The sequence below is a fragment of the Thalassovita sp. genome, from assembly GCF_963691685.1.
Lineage (GTDB): Bacteria > Pseudomonadota > Alphaproteobacteria > Rhodobacterales > Rhodobacteraceae > Thalassobius.
In genome coordinates this window covers 3,188,551-3,205,854 of sequence record NZ_OY829290.1, presented here as the reverse complement: position 1 = coordinate 3,205,854, position 17,304 = coordinate 3,188,551, and the positions used below count along the sequence as shown (strand labels likewise).

Genomic DNA, 17,304 nt, shown 5'->3' with positions numbered 1-17,304 from the left:
CCCTTCTCAAAAATTCAAGGACTGCCCCTAATGGACGCCCTCGTCATCTCTTCTGTTGGCAAAACCGAATTTCGCGCCATCGAACCGCCGTCGCTGAACCGCGGTGAGGTGCTGCTGGATGTGCGGTTTGTCGGGCTGTGTGGCAGTGACTTGAACACCTATCGCGGCGCCAACCCGCTGGCCGCACTGCCGCGGATCCCGGGACATGAGATTGGCGGCGTGATTGCCGCCACTGGGGCTGAGGTGCCAGCAGAATTTGTACGCGGCAAGGCCGGGATTGTGATCCCCTACACCACCTGTGGCCGCTGTTCTGCCTGCCGGGCGGGGCGGCAGAACGCCTGCAAGCATAACCAAACCCTTGGTGTGCAGCGTGAGGGCGGCATGGCCGCGCAACTGGCTGTGCCGTATGAAAATTTCATCCTGAATGAGACGCTGCCTGCCGCCCAATTGGCGCTGGTTGAACCGCTGTCCGTTGGGTTCCATGCGGTGGCCCGGGGGCGGGTTGATGCCACCGACACTGTTCTGGTGTTGGGGGCAGGCATGATCGGCATCGGTGCCGTGTTGGCCGCGCAGGCACGCGGGGCGCGGGTGCTGGTTGCCGAGGTGAGTGAGGCCAAACGGGCCACCCTTGCCGCCCTTGGGGTTGAGGCAATGATCAACCCGCTGAGCGAAGATCTGGCGACCCGTGTGGAGGCGCTGACCGATGGTCACGGCGCTGATGTGGTGGTGGAGGCCGTTGGCCTGCCCGAAACCTTCCGCGGTGCCATTGATCTGGCCTGCTTTGGCGGCCGGGTGGTCTATGTAGGCTATGCCAAATCCAAAGTCAGCTATGAGACCGCGCTCTTTAACCTGAAAGAGCTGGATATCCTCGGCTCTCGCAATGCGCTGCGGGCGGATTTTGAGGCGGTGATCACCTGCCTGACCGCACAGCCGCATCTGGGGGACTTGCTGATCTCACGGGTGTTTCCCTGGTCAGAGGCCGATCAGGCGCTGCCCTATTGGGAGGCGCACCGTCAGGAAACCTTCAAAGTGATGATTGAAATGCAGGAGAGTCAGAATGGCTGATGGCGCGCTGGCAACAGATCAATTGGCGCAGGCCTATGGCTTGCAGGGACAAACCGCGCTGGTCACCGGGGGCGGCACCGGGCTGGGCAAGGCCATCGCGCAGGCATTGGCCGAGAGCGGGGCCAAGGTTGTGATCGCCGGACGTCGTGAGGATGTGCTGCAAACGGCGGCGGCCGAAATTGGAGCCGGGGTGGAATACATCGCGTTGGACCTCACGGATATGGCCGCGCTGCCTGCGTTTGAACAACAGGTGCATGACCGTTTTGGCCCGATCGATATCCTGATCAACAATGCAGGCAACACGATTAAGAAACCGTTTCACGACTCGGACCTGTCGGAGTTTGACAGCGTGTTTGACGTCCATGTGCGCGGCGCATTGGAATTGAGCCGCGCGGTGACCAAACGCATGGTTGCTGAGGGGCGGCGGGGATCCGTGCAGTTCATCTCATCGATGACGGCTTACATCGGGCAACCCAATGTATCGGGCTATACCATCTCAAAAACCGCGATTAATGGCGTGATCCGCGCCCTCTCGGCCGAGTTTGCCGGGCAGGGGATCCGGGTCAACGGCGTGGCACCTGGCTGGATTGACACCGATGTGTTCCGCACTGCGACCAAAGGCGACCCTGAACGCAAAGCCAAGATCATGAGCCGTATTCCGATGGGCGCCTTGGGTGATCCGGCCGATATCGGCTGGGCCTGTGCCTTTCTGTCGTCCCCGGCGGCGCGCTACATCACCGGGCAGGTGCTGCTGGTGGATGGCGGCGGCGCAACCGGGTTCTGAGGGGGGAACGATGCAGGATCATGACCTTTTCACCGTGATGAAAGACCAGCTGTTCACCGCCGTTGTGGGCGACGTTCTGGATACGATGGGGCATCCCAATCAGTTCCTGCCACAACCGATCAAGCCGCTGAACCCAGGGCAGAAAATCGCCGGACGCGCCATGCCGGTCTTGGAGGCGGACTATCCAGATGGGGCGGGTCAGGGGCCGCTCAACGATCAGCCCTTTGGGGTGATGTTTGCCGCATTGGATGATCTGAAACCGGGGGAGATTTACATCGCCTCGGGCGCATCGCTGGACTACGCGCTCTGGGGTGGATTGATGTCCACCCGCGCCCAGCATCTGGCCGCCGCAGGCGCGATCCTGAACGGCTATATCCGCGACTGTGATGAAATCCGCCGCCTCGGCTTTCCGGTGTTTTCGCGCGGCGCCTACGCGCAGGATCAAGGGGTGCGTGGCAAGGTGCTGGATTACCGCGTGCCGATCCGCATTGGCGCGACCACCATTCAGCCCGGCGATCTGATTTTTGCCGATGACGAAGGGGTTCTGATCATCCCGTGTGAGGTAGAAACACAGGCAATTGCCGCCGCATTGGAGAAGGTGGCGACCGAAAACGAGGTGGCAAAAGCGATCAAGGCGGGCATGTCGACCCAAGAGGCCTTTGCAACATTTGGCGTAATGTAAGAAGCTTGCTGCGTTTATAAGGAGTTATTGCCCGCAGATGTCCCGAGACAATTCCAAATACAAAGACTCGCTCAACCGCAGCCTGGACTATGTTGCCACGCTGGCGCTGCAGGAAACGCTGCCCTCTGAGGTGGAGCTGACCCAGCGGCTGAGCATCAGCCGGACCACGGTGCGGGCCGTCTTGTCGCATTTGGACGAAATCGGCGTCATTCAATGGTCGGGTCGCCACAAGATCGTGCTGCGCAAACCCGAAACAGGGGATTATTTCGCCAAAGAGGAAACGCTGTCGACCAGCGAACGGGTCGAGACGCGGTTTATGGAATATATCCTTGGCGGCGATTTGAAACCGGGCACCATCCTGCATGAAAGCGATATGGTGCGCGAATTTGGTGCCAGCACCTCAGTCCTACGTGAGTTCCTGATCAAGTTTTCCCGCTTCGGGCTGATCGAAAAAGAGCCCAACCGTCACTGGGTTTTGCGTGGCTTTACCCGCGATTTCGCGATGGAGCTGTTTGACGTCCGCGAGATGTTTGAACTGCGCGCCTTTTGGGCGCTTCTGGCCGGTGGCCGGGAGGGCGCTGCCTGGCAGGCATTGGTTGCGATGGAACAGGCCCATCAGGACATTATCGATACCATTGATCAGAACTACCTGAGCTTCCCGCGTCTGGATGAACAGTTTCACCGCATCCTCAGCGACAACCTGTCAAACCGTTTCATCGATGACTTCTTTGAACTGGTTTCGGTCATCTTCCACTATCACTACCGCTGGAACAAACAGGATGAGCATGAGCGCAACCTTGTGGCCGCGCAACAGCACCTGGCGGTGATCGACGCCTTGAAAATCGGCGACAAAGATCTGGCGCTCAGCCATTTCCAAACCCACCTGAACGCGGCCCGCAGCACCTTGCTGAACTCGGTCTCCTGGGATGTGGAGACGTAAGGACGGATATGTCACAGACTGCCCCATCCCCGAACGATCCACGGCTGTTGTGCCTGAAACAGGGTGACAATATCGCCGTGCTGACGGCTGCCGTGCATCAGGGCGAAACCCTGCAGATCGGCGGTGTGGCGCATCAGATGCCTCAAACTCTGGGCATGGGGCATAAACTGGCGCTGCGGGCAATTGCGGCGGGTGAGGATGTGGTGAAATACGGCTTCCCCATCGGCTACGCGGCTGAGGATATCGCGCCGGGGCAACACGTGCATGTGCACAATCTGGCCAGCCGCTACACCACTGTTGAGATCATGGAGTGACCGATGGCCAACCCTTCTGAAACGATGATGGCCTGGCCGCGTCAGGACGGCGGCAAAGGGATCCGCAACGTGGTGCTGGTCGCCTATCTGGTTGAATGCGCCCATCACGTTTGCACCCAGATTGCCCGCCCCTTTGACCCCTCAGATGTGCAGGTTGTCGGCTTTTCCGGCTGTTTCCCCTCCGACTACGGTCAAGAGATGATGGAGGCGCTCTGCACCCATCCCAACGTCGGCGCGGTACAACTGGTGTCGCTGGGCTGCGAAAACTTCAAAAAGCAAAAACTGGCCGAGGTGATCCGCGCCACGGGCCGGCCGGTGAACCTTGTCACCATTCAGGACACCGGCGGCACCCTTGCGGCGGTTGACGCCGGGCGGGACTGGGTGCGGCGCACCCAGCAGGCGTTGATGGATCTGCCCAAAGTGGCCATGGATGTGTCCGAACTGGTGATCGGTACGATCTGCGGCGGCTCGGACGCCACATCGGGCATCACCGGCAACCCGGCTGCGGGCCGGGCCTTTGATCTGCTGGTGGCCGAAGGCGCCCGCTGTATTTTTGAGGAAACCGGGGAGCTTATCGGCTGTGAACATGTCATGGCGGATCGCGTTGCGGATCCGGCCCTGCGGCCGCAGATCATTGAAACGGTGAACAAAGCCGCCCGTTACTACGCGGCCATGGGCTATGGATCATTTTCCAACGGCAATGCCACCGGCGGCCTTGCCACCATTGAAGAGAAGTCTCTGGGCGCCTATGCGAAATCCGGCCAGAGCCCGATCAGCGGCATTTTGCGTCCTGCCGAACAGGCGCCGGAAGGCGGGCTCTATCTGCTGGATGTGGTGCCCGACGGCGCCCCCAAATACGGCTACCCCAATATCAACGACAACGCGGAAATCATTGAGCTGATTTCCTGCGGTGCCCATGCGGTGATCTTTGTGACGGGGCGTGGTTCGGTTGTCGGCTCGGCGATCTCACCGGTGCTGAAGGTCTGCGCCAACCCGGAAACCTATCAGCGCATGGCCGCAGATATGGATGTGAATGCCGGCAAGATCCTGACCGGACGTGCCAGCCTCGAAGAGGTGGGGCGCGAAATCTATCAGGCGCTGATCGGGTTGGGGCAGGGCGCGGTCACCCGGTCCGAGGCGCTGGGTCATGCCGAGTTTGTGCTGACCTATAAAACCGCGCGCCCCGTCGAACCCGGCTGCCACGCGGCCTGACGGCGCGAAGAACTAGGAAATCATGATGCTGAACGAAACCCACCAATTGTCCTTTGGCTGCTCGGGTCTGGCCGGGCTTTACCAGCCCGTGTCTGACAGAGATGTCGAAGAGGTGCTGAACGCTGCGTGGGACAGCGGGATCCGCTACTTTGACACGGCACCGCATTACGGCAATGGCGCCTCAGAACAGCGATTGGGTCAGTTTCTGCGCGACAAAACGGGCTGGACCCTGTCCACCAAGGTGGGTCGGGTGCTGCGCCCCGATCCCAATCCGCCTGCCATCATCAACGGGTTTCACAATGCGCTGCCGTTCAAACAGAGCTTTGACTTCACCTATGACGGCATCATGCGCTCGGTCGAGGACAGCTATCAGCGCCTTGGCCTCAATCGGATTGATATCCTCTATGTGCATGACATCGGCGATCCCGGGGCGGGCACCGACACTGCGCAGCATCGCGCTGATCTGCTGAACGGCGGCGCCCGCGCCTTGGAAGACCTGCGATCCAGCGGCGCAATTGGCGCTGTCGGGCTGGGGGTTAACACCGTTGAAATCTGTGAGGAGCTGATCGGCCATATGCGGATAGATCTGATCCTGCTGGCGGGGCGCTACACATTGCTGGATCGTAGCGCCGTGCGGATGTTCGGCCTGCTGCAACAGCATGGGATCCGTCTGGTGATGGGGGGCGTGTTCAACTCAGGTATTTTGGCGACCGGACCGGTTGAGGGCGCGCATTATGACTATGCCCCGGCCAGCCCTGAGATCCTCAAACGAACCGCCGCATTGCAAGAGATCTGCGCCCGCTACGACACCCCGCTTGCCGCCGCCGCGCTGCAGTTCCCGGCCCGCAGTGATCTGGTCGCCTCAACCCTGATTGGCACCTCCAAGGCACGATCGCTTACACGCAACGTGGCGCAGTTCGCCCAACCGTTGCCCGCGGCACTTTGGGCGGAACTGGATGCCTTTGACGCAGGGGCTGATAAGACAGGGGGGGCGTCATGATCATCGACGCCCATCACCATTTCTGGCAGTTGTCCCGCGGTGACTATCCCTGGCCAAACGACAGTGTTGCCACGATTTTTCGGGACTTTGGCCCCGGTGATCTGACACCGCTGCTAAATGAGGCTGGCGTGACCAAAACGGTTCTGGTGCAGGCCACGGACACTGTTGCGGAAACCGAGTTTCTGCTGACCTTAGCCTCACACCATTCGATGATCGCTGGCGTTGTGGGCTGGGTCGACCTCAGCGCGCCGGACGCCTGTGATGTGATCGACCGGTTGCGGGGAAATCCTGTGCTGAAAGGGTTGCGGCCGATGCTGCAGAACATCGATGACACCGGTTGGATCCTGCGGCCGGAGGTGGAGCCAGCCCTCCGCCATATGACCGCGCTGGATTTGGCCTTTGATGCGTTGATCCAACCCCGCCATCTGCCGGTGATCGCGGCGCTGGCCGACCGTCATCCAAACCTGCGGATCGTGATCGACCATCTGGCCAAACCGCAGATGGGGCAGGGGCATTTGCCCGATCCTGACTGGCATCAGGGCATGGCGGATCTGGCCGCCCGTCCGAATGTCTGGTGCAAACTGTCCGGGATGGTGACCGAGGCAGGACCTGATTGGCAGCCGGCAGATCTGCAACCGTTTGCCCAGCATGTGCTGAGCATTTTTGCCCCGGGCCGCATCATGTTTGGCAGCGATTGGCCGGTTGTGAACCTGGCCAGTGACTATGCTCGCTGGATCCAGTTTGTGCGCAGCGCGATCGCCGGCTGTAGCGATCAGGAACAGGCCCAGATTATGGGTGGCACCGCGGCGGCGTTTTATCGCCTGTAACGGCGAATGGCGTGTTCGGGACAAGGGAAAGGAAGAATGATGCAGCGAATGGGGATGGTGATCGGTCTGAAATCAGAGGCGATCGCCGAATACAAAAAGCTCCACGCCGATGTCTGGCCGGAGGTTCTGGCGCGATTGAAGCAATCAAATATCTCAAATTATTCGATTTTCCTGCGCGAACCTGAAAACCTGATGTTCAGCTACTGGGAATACACCGGCAGTGATTTTGACGCCGACACGGCCGCCATCGCAGCCGATGAGGTCACGCAAAAATGGTGGTCCGTCTGCGGCCCGATGCAGACCCCCCTGACCACCCGCGCCGAAGGCGAATGGTGGGCCGCGATGGATCAGGTTTTTTATCTGGAGTAATCACCATGGCTTGAAGGGCGGTCGCGTCTCTTTTCAAGCCGCTGCCAGCTATTCGGCCGAAAAGGAATTGGCGATCCACCCTTTAAAGAGGGTGGATTGATTTGCGATTCTCGCATTAAGTTTGTGAAATAGTAACTCAGGTTAATTCTTCGCAAGGCCCTGCAATATCCCGGCCGATGGCACGTCTTAAAGCGCTACATGGCCCTGCAATAGCCCGATCACGCGGCGCAGATGATGACCGCGTCACTTTGTGGGGATGACCTGATTAAATTTGATGGAACCTTAGGAAGGGCACTGTTTTTGAAGCGAGCCGCTGTTTTGATTGCTGGGCTCTGTCTCGTGTCAGCGGGACGAGTGGAGGCTGCAGACATCACGTTTGTTGCCGACGCGCCGTTCAATGGGGCTTCGCTCAATGACCCAAGCTTGTTGGCCTGCAGCCACCAACTGTCTGGACCTATTGTTGCAAGTGATGTCAGCGATATTCCGGCCCGGCTAAACCAACCCGCGTCGCAAGCTGAACGATCCTATAACGCTCCGATCGTTTTGTGTTTGAACAGTGACGGGGGATCCTTTCAGGCCGGAATTGAACTGGCCAAGGTGTTCCGCGAACAACAGATCATCACGATGATTGAGCCCGGGGCGCGCTGTGTGTCTGCATGCGCGATTGCCTTCATGGGGGGCGGGTTTTCTGAGATGTCGGAGTACGGTCAGGCCTACCGCGTTCTGCACCCCAGCGGCCAATTGGGGTTTCACGCGCCCGCCATCACATTGCCCGAGGTGCCTTTGCCGGGTTCAGTGGTGTCGGATGTGTATCAAACGGCGCAAAAGGATTTGGGCGAGGCCATTCAGAAGCTGAGCATCAAGCCAAGCTGGGATTTTTCACGGCAGCCAATTTTGCCAAATTCCCTTTTGGTTCAGATGATGCTGACGCCGTCGGAATCGATGTTTTATGTGACCACGGTCAATGAGGCCGCCCTGTGGGAGATTGAGCTGCCGCTGCGTGTGGCTGTCCAAGACCTGAGGCGTTACGTTCAGGGGGCGTGCCACAACAGCTTTGCCTGGGCGCAGGGCGTTTCTGCCCAGCCAATATCAGAGGCTGACATTGAAAGAACAACGTTAGAGTATAGTGACGGTGACATTCAGATTGTGCGGGGGGCGGACACCGACGAAACCGCAATTTGCAAATACAACCGCTATGGTGAGCTGAGCACGACCTCTGTTCAGGCCTCTGGCCGGTTCTTCCGTAATTTCCTGGAAGGCATCCCCGGTCCAACGGATCTGTCGACATTGACTAAGTAGAAAGCTGAAACCGATGAAATTGATAAGACAGGCGAAAGCGGTGGTGCTGGTGGGGGCGATGTTTTCCACGCCAACCCCGTCTCTTGCGGATAAGGATCTTTGGTTTATTCACCCAGAATGGGCGGAGTGCCTGATCGCAAATTTGGCAGAGTATCAGGATGCACCCAATGACCCTGTGGTTGTTGTTCTGCAAAGCTGCCCCGAGGCCAGCACCAATTTGTCCGATTTGGTTAAAAACAGCGGTTCCCAGGCGCCGGCTTCAGAGGGAACCATTGCCCCTGATCCTGCCGTGGTCTTTTCCAAGCAGGATCTGAAGTGCCTGAGCCCGGATGTCTTCGCCGCCGCAGACAGTTTGATCAGCGTTCCCAAATCACCATGCCGATAATGAAACTTTCAACCGTCAAAGACATCGCAGAGATTTTTGGAATCGTCTCCGGCGTGGTCGTCATGACGCTCGGCGTCATGGAATACATCCGCTCCAACAATCAAAGCAGACACGCAGCCAGCCTGCAGTATGTGTTGCAGCTGCAGTCTGCGTCCATCCGCAACGACTACGACCAGCTGGATGAAATCTGGAACGCATACGACCTTGAAGAGCTGTCGCAGCTTGGCAATCGCCAAGAAATCACCAAGGCGATCACCGATAAGGTTCTTTCGGGTGAAACCGGCCCGGAGTTTCTGCGCAGCTTCGATAATATGGTCAGCTTCATCGACGCCGCCGGCTCTTGCGTGCAGGCTAACGTGTGTGATGAAGGTTTGCTGAAAAGAGAGCTTGAGAGCCTGTCCAGCAAACTCACCTGCCTGCATGGTTCGTTGTTCAAAGTGGTGGCCACCCAACAACAAAAGGCGCATTTTGGCGAGGGTGTCAGGTTCTTCGCCGGGTCCTCAGCCTGCGCACTTTAAGCGCCTTGGGCATAGACGGTTGGCCAAATCAACAGATGACTAAGGGCTGCGCAATCTGAAGCAAATGGTGCCAATGAGCGGAATGTCGACATGGAACACCGACCTCAGGCTTTGCGGTCACTGCATTTTTCCAACATTCATCAGTTCTCAATACCTTCCCGATCTGCTCAGCTCAGATATTGGACGATTTGTCGGTCTTGTCGAAAAACGCGCAATGCTGCTTACCCCAGCTCGTTCGGTGCAATGTCACTGTGAACAAACCGCTCAAAATGACTTAAGAACTCCAAAACATCCGGGCGGTGGCGTTCTGTGCGGCGGCACCATAGGACGACGTTGCGGCTGGGCAGTGGTGCTTTGAGCGGGAGTACTCTTGTGTCTTTCAGCGCGCTTGACCAGGTGCCAAGCTGCCTGGGCATGATGCAGAGCACATCCGTATTTATCAGCATTTCAGCCGCCATCATCACGTCTCCGGTGAAGTTGATGGAGGCGGACACTCTTCTAACGCCGATGCTTGAGAAGACTTCTTTCTGGGTGCCAAAAATCCCCGATAGGGCACCGATGGCGATCCATCTTTCATGCGCCAGCTCCTTCGTGCTAATCGGGTCCGTTCGGGTGTAAAACCGGTTCTTGGGGCCGGCGAAAACTGCCAGCTGATCTTCAAACAATTTGTGCTGGTACAGATCGTCCTGCCGGAGGTTGATCTGCTCAGGCGCCAGGACAAGATCCAACTCCCCCGCATTGAGCCGCTCGATGAGTCTGGACGCAGTTGCTGAGACCACCCTGACGGCATATTTTCTTTTTACTTCAATAAGCTTAGAGAAAAAATCCCCCATGATCGATGCCGCCAGCATCGGCCCGACACCGACGCGCAGCTCCCGGTCCTGTCCGCCGCACCAGAGATCGATGGCGTTTTCGGCCTGCATGCGGCTGTCCGCGATGGTGCGCCCCGTTTCAGCCAGTCGCTGACCGATCCGCGTGGGGCGTACGCCATGGCGCTCTCTTTCCAAGACGGGGCTGCCGACCTGATCTTCGATGACCTGGACCGCGCGGCTCAGCGTGGGCTGGGTGACATTCAGCTTTGTTGCGGCCTGGCTGAAGGACCAAGGTCCACAATTTCGGCCAACCAATAGAGATGTTTGGGATCAAGCATACCGCTAAGATATGCAAATACGCATAGGAGAGCTCATAAATACGATTTTACACATAATAAGGTGATGTGGCGTCATTCCGGTGACGTGCCGCTCTTGGAAGGATCAAATGAAACTGTGTTGTCAGGAGGGCTCGTTGCTCTTGCGTCAGCATTTCCTGCAACGGCTGAGACGCTGAAGGCTGAAGGCGGTTCCGCCGCTGGTTTAAGCGCCTTGGTCCCGCAACTTCTGTCAAAATATACGGCTGGTGGCGCAGCGGTCAGGCATCTCTTTTCATGTTCGGGAGCGCCTTCCGTAATGAGCATTAAGCGTCATCATCGGCGTTGTAACTGACGGTGCTACAGCTCTTTCAACTCTTTCAGCATCCAACTGCGAAGCGCGGCAATGTTTGGTCGTCGTGAATGGGCTTCTGGGTAAACGAGGTAGAATGTTGACCCCAAAGGAATGGCGAGGTCGAACAGCTCAACGACACGTCCCGCCTGCACATCCTTTGCCGACAGACACCGCCAGCCCAGGACGACGCCAGCCCCGTCTATGGCCGCTTGCAACCCGTGATCGGGTAGGCTGAAGTGCATCCCACGTGAGGCATCCACGTCACTGGCGCCACTGGCCTCCAGCCAAGTTTCCCAGGTTGGTGCATCAGGGTCAAAATCCATCGAATGATTATGAAGCAGAACATGTTTGCGCAGATCTGAAGGCGTTTTGATCGCATTTGGACCCTCCAGCAGACGTGGGCTGCACATCGGAATGACAGATTCATCAAACAGTTTGATGGCCTCAAGACCTGGCCAGTTGCCATGCCCAAGCCGAATGGCCGCGTCAAAATCATCGCGTTGGAAATCAACCAGTCCCAGGCTGGTCGAAATCAAAACGTCAATGTCTGGGTGCTGTGAATAGAACTTTTGCAGTCGCGGGATCAGCCACATTGCAGCGAATGTGGGGGCAACGGTCAGCGCCAGAGAGCCCCCTTTGTCTGCCTCCATCACATGTTCCATCGCCTGATCGAGGTTCACAAACACCGCCTGCAGTTCTTTGGCCAGCAGCTGCCCTGCGTCGACAAGCACCAGGCCACGCGTCCGCCGCCGGAACAAAGGCACACCAAGAAAGTCCTCGAGCTTTTTAATCTGATGGCTGATCGCAGCCGGTGTCACGGACAGCTCTTCAGCGGCAGCGACAAAGCTGAGATGGCGCGCCGCAGATTCAAAGGCACGCAGGGCGTTCAGGGGGTAGTTTTTGCGGTTCATCTATGAGGCTTAGTTTTTCTAACTCTAGGATAGACAACGTCGTTTGTCAAATCTGCTGAGATTAACCAAATTTGATATCAGAAGTCGCCCTTTGCGGCACGTGATTCAGAAAAACTAATGAAGCTCCGAAAGGAAACGCTATGGCACGGGCCTTCGCGACCATCGCCTTTACACCTGCAGTACGCACCCAGCAGTCCCGGATGGGCTCCGCTGAGGGGTATAGCAAATTCTTGTCTGACGATGGGGGGCAGCCGGATGAGCTTGGCCCGCAGGAGGTTGCATTCATCGCAGCGCGTGACGGGTTTTACCTGGCTTCGGTCTCCGAAACGGGGTGGCCATACGTGCAATATCGCGGCGGTCCCGCTGGCTTCCTGAAAGTGCTTTCCTCCAAGACAATCGCCTATGCCGATTTCCGCGGCAACCGACAGTACATCAGCGCCGGTAACTTTGCGGGCAACGACCGTTTGTCGATTATCCTCATGGATTATCCCAATCGCCGCCGCCTGAAAATCTGGGGTCGGGTGCGCCAGATCGAAGGCGCGGAAAATCCTGAGATTTTGGATCAGCTGCACGATCACGCCTATCGGGCGCACCCGGAACGGGCGGTTCTGATCACAGTCGAAGCGTTTGACTGGAATTGTCCCAGCCGCATTGCACGCCGCTTCACCCTTGAAGAGGCAGACGAAGAGATCGCGGCGCTGCGCCGTGAGAATGAGGCCCTGAGGGCCGAAACCAACGCCCTGCGCGCTGCCATTGCGTCGGGCATCCCACCCAAATCCTGAAAGGAAGAAACCCATGAAATACCGTGTCCCCACCCCCGTCTCGGCAGCGCTGCTTGCCGTCTCCACGCTTTTGCCGGCAACAGTGCCGAACAGTTCATTTGCGGCGCCAAGCCCCTTTGCAGTGAACATGAACACAATGGAAATTGATGGTCATTCCATCGCCTACCGCGAGGCCGGTGATCCGTCGAACCCCACGATCCTGCTTCTGCATGGTTTTCCGACATCGTCACATATGTTCCGGGAACTGATCCCGGTGCTGGCAGAAGACTATCACGTGATTGCGCCCGATTACCTGGGCTTTGGGGCCTCAGACATGCCTGCGGCCGACAGCTATGAATACAGCTTTGCCAATGCCGCGGATACGGTCACCCAGCTGATCGATGCGAAAGGGGTCGACAGCTATTCTGTCTACCTGATGGATTATGGCGCCCCGGTTGGCTATCGCATGTTCGCTGAACACCCCGAGCGTGTCACCGGTTTCGTCATTCAGAACGGCAATGCCTATGATGAGGGATTGCGGGAGTTCTGGGATCCGATCAAAGCCTATTGGGCGGATCCAAGTGCGGAAAACGGCGATGCGCTGCGCGGCTTCCTGACGCTTGATGCAACCAAGTGGCAATTCACCCACGGTGTAGGCGATGTATCGACCGTAAATCCTGACAACTTCTGGCACGTGCAATACCTGCTGGACCGGCCGGGCAACCAGGAGGTTCAGCTTGAGATGTTCCTGGATTACGGCACCAATGTCGCAGAATATCCCAAATGGCAGGCGCTGTTCCGTGAGCACCAACCGCCAGCGCTGATCCTCTGGGGAAAGAACGATCATATCTTCCCGGCCGAAGGCGCCCATCCCTACAAGGCGGACCTGACCGATCTGGAGTTTCACCTGCTGGACACCGGGCATTTTGCACTGGAGGAATATGGCGATGTGATCGCCACCGAAATGCAAGAGTTCCTTGCGCGCATCAACAACTGACCTTTGCCGGTCCCGGTGTCTTGGTACGCCGGGGCCGCATGCCACACGCGCACCCTTGAGACCACGGGCGTTGGGCTGGTGGTGCCGAGTGACAAAGATCTGAAAAGGAGAAAGATCATGGAAGACGCGAACACCCCAAAAATCTTGCGCATTGCCGCCTTTTCTGACGGTGCCGAGGGCGGTAATCCTGCGGGCGTTGTGGTCGGGGACAAGCTGCCGCCCGAGGAGGAAATGCAGCGCATTGCCAAGGACGTAGGCTATTCTGAAACCGTTTTTGCCGCCCCTCAGGCTGACGGCTGGACGGTGCGTTATTACGCTCCGAAGGAAGAAGTTGCGTTTTGTGGGCATGCCACGATTGCGTTGGGAAGTGTGCTGGCGTCCCAAAATGGTCCTGGCGTTTTTCGGCTGAACATAAAGGCCGGCCAAATCACCGTTGAAACCCATGCTGACGGAAACACCACGCTGACCTCACCACCGGCCCACAGCACCCCGGCAGAACCGGCACTGTTGCAGGCGGCGCTGACCCTTTTTGGCTATGAGGCGACTGATTTGGATCCGGCGCTGCCCGCTGCGATCGCCAATGCAGGCAATAACCATTTGATCCTTGGCCTAAAGGACCGGCGCACCCTGGCGAAAATGTCCTATGATTTGGCGAAGGGGGCGGCGCTTATGCGTGCCCATGATCTGACCACCATCAATCTTCTTTGGTCCGAAACGCCACGCCGGTTCCACAGCCGAAATGCCTTCGCAATCGGTGGCGTGGCCGAAGATCCGGCAACAGGCGCCGCCGCAGCCGCGCTTGCGGGCTACCTGCGTGATATTGAATGGCCACATTCAGGGGACATCGAGATCGTGCAAGGCGAAGACATGGGCGCGAGGTCCTTGATCTATTTGCACGCTGGTGGCTCTCCGGGTGAAGGTGCCCGGGTCTCTGGGAAAACGCGGCTGATGTAAGCGTAGCCTCCTGGCCGCGCGAATACACTGAAAACCATGCTAACCTGCGTAATTCGGAACACAGGTGATGCTGGCCGTTTTCGGATGTGTTTGCACGGTCACCTCGGCATCATAGAGCGTCTGAATGAGGGAGCTTGAGATCACTTCATGCGGTGCTCCCTCGCTCACAACGCTCCCGTCTTTCAATGCGACGATCCGATCGGCAAAGTGGCTGGCCTGGTTGATGTCATGCAGTACCATAATGACGCCGAAATGCTGGGTTTTACGCAGTTTTTCGACAAGACGCAGGATGTTGATCTGGTACCCCAAGTCCAGGGATGACGTTGGTTCGTCCAGCAACAGAAATGACGCTTTTTGCAACAGGCACATGGCGATCCAGGCGCGCTGTTGTTCACCTCCTGACATCTCGGCAAAGGGCCGTTCCGCAAGCGGGCTTAACCCACAGGCCGCCAGTAGCTCATTGACCTCCTCGTGATCCTGCCGCTTGAAGAGACGCCGCCGAGCAAAGGCGCCGTGTTCCACCAGTTGGCGGACAGTAAGGCCTTCGGGGGCTTGTGGCGCCTGCGCCATATAGGCAATTTTTTGGGCAATGGCCTTCCGCTTCAAGGCCTGTAAGGGGTGACCCTGTAGCAGGACTTGACCGGATTGCGGCTTGTGCAAGCCGGCCAGGGTTTTCAGCAGCGTCGATTTCCCACAGCCGTTTGGGCCAACCAGCGCCGTTACACTGTTGGCTGCAAAGCGCAGATTAATGTCGCGCAGGATCAGGCGATTTTCATAGGCCACCGACAGGTTTTGGGCTTCGATCATAGGGCCACCTTTCTCAGGCTCTGGCGAATTAACACGGCGAAAAACGGCGCCCCTATGAGGCTGGTGACGATGCCCACGGGCAACTCAAGCGGCGGTGCAATCATCCGTCCCACCAGATCGCTGAGCATCACCAGTAAGGCGCCAAACAGGGCGGAGCCAAGCAGCATATGGCGCACCGAGGGTCCAAAAACCAAGCGGGTGATATGGGGCACGAGGAGGCCGACAAACCCCACCGGTCCGGCAATCGCAACCGCCGAGGCTGCCAGGGCAGCGGCGGCCAGCAGCAAGACCGGCACAGCCACTTTGGTCTCCACGCCCATGGCCCGAGCGGTGTCGCGGTCAAACCGCAAAGCAGACAGGCTGCGGGCGTAAAAGCCGATCGCCAGAAAACAGCCCAGGCCCCACCATAGGCCGGGCAGCACGTCTGCTATGTCGCGGGCATAAAGGGAGCCCGCCAGCCAAAGGATCGCCAATTCGGTGCGCGCTTCGCTGAGGCTGAGCACGAGGGTCATGACCGCGCCGTTCAAAACCACCGCCAGAACCGCGCCGAACAATAGCAGGCGCAGCGGTTGCATGCCCTTTTTCCAGGCCAATGCGACCACGGCGAAGGAGGCACACAACGCGCCGCCCATGGCGATAGGGGGCACCAGCTGCGTTGGTAAATAGGATGCCGAAGCACCGCCTTCGGTGCCGCTGCCCAGGGCAATCACAATGTTCATCGCAATCACCACCGCCAGCGCCGCGCCGCTGGAGACGCCAAATATCGTTGGGTCCGCCAGGGGATTGCGCAGCAGGATTTGGAAAAGCAGCCCAGCCACCGCCAGATAACAGCCGACCACGGCGGCGCCGACAATGCGTGGCCAGCGCAAATTCAAAATCGCGCGGCTGACCGCGTCTGGATCTGTGTCAAAGACGCCGCGCACGTCTGCCCAGCTTGCACTGACAGCCCCCAGCTTTAGGGAGAAAACAGTCGTCAGGATCAAGGCCGCAATGACCAAGACGTATTTCACGCTACTTGCCAAGGGACAGTTCCTTTCTGGCGAGGACCAGGAAGGCCAAACCGCCAATCATTGCGATCAACACCCCGGCTGGCGCACGGCCCGCTAGGATCAGGCGCGAGGCGGTGTCGGCCCAAATCACCAAGGTGCCGCCCAAAAGCCCGCTCACCCCCAGCCAGAGGGCCATATGCTCATGGGCCAGGCGACGGCTGATCAATATCCGTGCCAGATGCGGGGCCACGAAGCCCACAAAACCAAGGGGGCCGGCAACGGCCACACTGACGGCCGCCAGCAGGACTGAAACCGCCCCGGCCACCGCGCGCCAGAGGGCCGGGCGCAGGCCCAGTGCAGTGGCGGTGTCATCGTCAAACCGCAACAGTCGTAACACGGGGCTTAGGAGCAGGGCCGCGCTCACACCGACGAATAAAACAGGCCAAAGCAGGGTGAATTCGGTCCAGCTGCGATTGATGAAACCACCGACAAGCCAGATGTAAAGCGTCTGCATCGAAGACCGCGACATCACCAAAACACCGCTGGTTGCGGCAAGGAAAAACACGCTGACGGCAATGCCGGCGAGGATAATATGCACCGGCTGTGCGGCGCGGGGGCCACCAGCAATGGTCAGCGTCAGGAAGGCGGCAAAACTGCCGCCAAGGACACCGGTGGTCAGCAAGCCGATGGGCGAAGCTGAAATGAGTGTCAGGCTAAGCGCCACACCAAAAGCCGCACCGGAGGTCACACCGGTCAGCCCCGGATCGCCAAGCGGGTTGCGTACAATTACCTGGATCAACGCGCCCGAAAGGGATAGCGCAATACCAACCCCGAAGGCGCACAGCAGGCGCGGTAACCTGAGCGCGACCACCGCAAAGGCAGAATGGCTGCCATCATCATGAAGCAGGTAGGCCAAAGCCTGCCCCCAAGTGGTGGCGTAGGCGCCGCTGCTCAGGCTGAGCAACGCCGCCAAGCTGCTCAGCCCCAAAAGGCCAAGCACGATAAGTGT

Annotated in this window: 20 protein-coding genes and 1 pseudogene; 15 read left to right on the top strand and 6 right to left on the bottom strand. The window is 58.5% G+C overall.

Annotation, left to right across the window (positions count from 1 at the left end):
- The first annotated feature begins 30 nt into the window (after positions 1-30).
- The 12 genes from ACORLH_RS15385 to ACORLH_RS15330 all read left to right on the top strand — a co-directional run bounded on the left by ACORLH_RS15385 (position 31) and on the right by ACORLH_RS15330 (position 9,395).
- Positions 31-1,065 (top strand): zinc-binding alcohol dehydrogenase family protein, encoded by a 1,035-nt coding sequence (locus tag ACORLH_RS15385; RefSeq protein WP_321829221.1) that lies wholly within the window; start codon positions 31-33, stop codon positions 1,063-1,065.
- A complete protein-coding gene (locus tag ACORLH_RS15380; protein WP_321829220.1) occupies positions 1,058-1,849 on the top strand; it encodes an SDR family oxidoreductase in 792 nt (263 codons plus the stop codon). Before ACORLH_RS15385 ends, ACORLH_RS15380 begins: the two co-directional genes overlap by 8 nt.
- A 10-nt stretch (positions 1,850-1,859) precedes the next feature.
- Positions 1,860-2,531, top strand: a complete 672-nt coding sequence (locus ACORLH_RS15375) for an RraA family protein (RefSeq protein WP_321829219.1) — start codon at positions 1,860-1,862, stop codon at positions 2,529-2,531.
- 37 nt (positions 2,532-2,568) lie between these two features.
- Complete coding sequence (locus ACORLH_RS15370) at positions 2,569-3,471, top strand: GntR family transcriptional regulator (RefSeq protein WP_321829218.1); 903 nt, start codon at positions 2,569-2,571, stop codon at positions 3,469-3,471.
- A gap of 8 nt (positions 3,472-3,479) precedes the next feature.
- Entirely contained in the window at positions 3,480-3,785 is a 306-nt protein-coding gene (locus ACORLH_RS15365; RefSeq protein ID WP_321829217.1) for a UxaA family hydrolase, read from the top strand.
- A 3-nt stretch (positions 3,786-3,788) separates the two neighbouring features.
- Positions 3,789-4,997, top strand: a complete 1,209-nt coding sequence (locus ACORLH_RS15360; protein WP_321829216.1) for a UxaA family hydrolase — start codon at positions 3,789-3,791, stop codon at positions 4,995-4,997.
- A gap of 22 nt (positions 4,998-5,019) precedes the next feature.
- Complete coding sequence (locus ACORLH_RS15355; RefSeq protein ID WP_321829215.1) at positions 5,020-5,997, top strand: aldo/keto reductase; 978 nt, start codon at positions 5,020-5,022, stop codon at positions 5,995-5,997.
- Complete coding sequence (locus ACORLH_RS15350) at positions 5,994-6,824, top strand: amidohydrolase family protein (RefSeq protein WP_321829214.1); 831 nt, start codon at positions 5,994-5,996, stop codon at positions 6,822-6,824. The genes ACORLH_RS15355 and ACORLH_RS15350 overlap by 4 nt, the downstream gene beginning before the upstream one ends.
- A gap of 36 nt (positions 6,825-6,860) precedes the next feature.
- The gene (locus ACORLH_RS15345) at positions 6,861-7,193 is read left to right on the top strand and encodes an L-rhamnose mutarotase (RefSeq protein ID WP_321829213.1); all 333 of its coding nucleotides are present in this window, start codon (positions 6,861-6,863) and stop codon (positions 7,191-7,193) included.
- A gap of 339 nt (positions 7,194-7,532) precedes the next feature.
- On the top strand, positions 7,533-8,492 hold the full coding sequence (locus ACORLH_RS15340; protein WP_321829212.1) for a hypothetical protein: 960 nt from the start codon (positions 7,533-7,535) through the stop codon (positions 8,490-8,492).
- A gap of 13 nt (positions 8,493-8,505) precedes the next feature.
- Complete coding sequence (locus ACORLH_RS15335; protein WP_321829211.1) at positions 8,506-8,877, top strand: hypothetical protein; 372 nt, start codon at positions 8,506-8,508, stop codon at positions 8,875-8,877.
- Positions 8,877-9,395, top strand: coding sequence for a hypothetical protein (locus ACORLH_RS15330; protein WP_321829210.1), 519 nt, complete (start codon positions 8,877-8,879; stop codon positions 9,393-9,395). Before ACORLH_RS15335 ends, ACORLH_RS15330 begins: the two co-directional genes overlap by 1 nt.
- Positions 9,396-9,616: 221 nt before the next feature.
- On the opposite strand, the gene ACORLH_RS15325 is transcribed toward ACORLH_RS15330, so the two are convergent.
- The 3 genes and pseudogenes from ACORLH_RS15325 to ACORLH_RS15315 form a co-directional block, all read right to left on the bottom strand.
- Positions 9,617-10,318: a LysR substrate-binding domain-containing protein gene (locus tag ACORLH_RS15325; protein WP_321829209.1), complete on the bottom strand. Its 702-nt coding sequence runs from the start codon at positions 10,316-10,318 to the stop codon at positions 9,617-9,619.
- Positions 10,319-10,369: 51 nt separating this feature from the next.
- Positions 10,370-10,522: pseudogene (locus tag ACORLH_RS15320) on the bottom strand (helix-turn-helix domain-containing protein); the annotation flags it as partial.
- 359 nt (positions 10,523-10,881) lie between these two features.
- Positions 10,882-11,787, bottom strand: a complete 906-nt coding sequence (locus tag ACORLH_RS15315) for a transcriptional regulator GcvA (protein WP_321829208.1) — start codon at positions 11,785-11,787, stop codon at positions 10,882-10,884.
- Between the two features lie 140 nt (positions 11,788-11,927).
- On the opposite strand from ACORLH_RS15315, the gene ACORLH_RS15310 reads away from it, so the two are divergent.
- The 3 genes from ACORLH_RS15310 to ACORLH_RS15300 all read left to right on the top strand — a co-directional run bounded on the left by ACORLH_RS15310 (position 11,928) and on the right by ACORLH_RS15300 (position 14,499).
- Positions 11,928-12,569 carry a pyridoxamine 5'-phosphate oxidase family protein gene (locus ACORLH_RS15310; RefSeq protein WP_321829207.1) on the top strand — a complete coding sequence of 214 codons (642 nt, stop codon included), beginning with the start codon at positions 11,928-11,930 and terminating at the stop codon, positions 12,567-12,569.
- Positions 12,570-12,582: 13 nt separating this feature from the next.
- Positions 12,583-13,545 (top strand): alpha/beta hydrolase, encoded by a 963-nt coding sequence (locus tag ACORLH_RS15305; RefSeq protein ID WP_321829206.1) that lies wholly within the window; start codon positions 12,583-12,585, stop codon positions 13,543-13,545.
- 81 nt (positions 13,546-13,626) lie between these two features.
- A complete protein-coding gene (locus tag ACORLH_RS15300; RefSeq protein ID WP_321829205.1) occupies positions 13,627-14,499 on the top strand; it encodes a PhzF family phenazine biosynthesis protein in 873 nt (290 codons plus the stop codon).
- 39 nt (positions 14,500-14,538) lie between these two features.
- Here the strand turns inward: ACORLH_RS15300 and ACORLH_RS15295 are convergent, their stop codons facing one another.
- The 3 genes from ACORLH_RS15295 to ACORLH_RS15285 are packed head-to-tail and all read right to left on the bottom strand — an operon-like array spanning position 14,539 to position 17,295.
- On the bottom strand, positions 14,539-15,306 hold the full coding sequence (locus ACORLH_RS15295; protein ID WP_321829204.1) for an ABC transporter ATP-binding protein: 768 nt from the start codon (positions 15,304-15,306) through the stop codon (positions 14,539-14,541).
- The gene (locus ACORLH_RS15290) at positions 15,303-16,328 is read right to left on the bottom strand and encodes an iron ABC transporter permease (RefSeq protein ID WP_321829203.1); all 1,026 of its coding nucleotides are present in this window, start codon (positions 16,326-16,328) and stop codon (positions 15,303-15,305) included. The genes ACORLH_RS15295 and ACORLH_RS15290 overlap by 4 nt, the downstream gene beginning before the upstream one ends.
- Positions 16,318-17,295, bottom strand: coding sequence for an iron ABC transporter permease (locus tag ACORLH_RS15285; RefSeq protein WP_321829202.1), 978 nt, complete (start codon positions 17,293-17,295; stop codon positions 16,318-16,320). The genes ACORLH_RS15290 and ACORLH_RS15285 overlap by 11 nt, the downstream gene beginning before the upstream one ends.
- Positions 17,296-17,304: the final 9 nt, after the last annotated feature.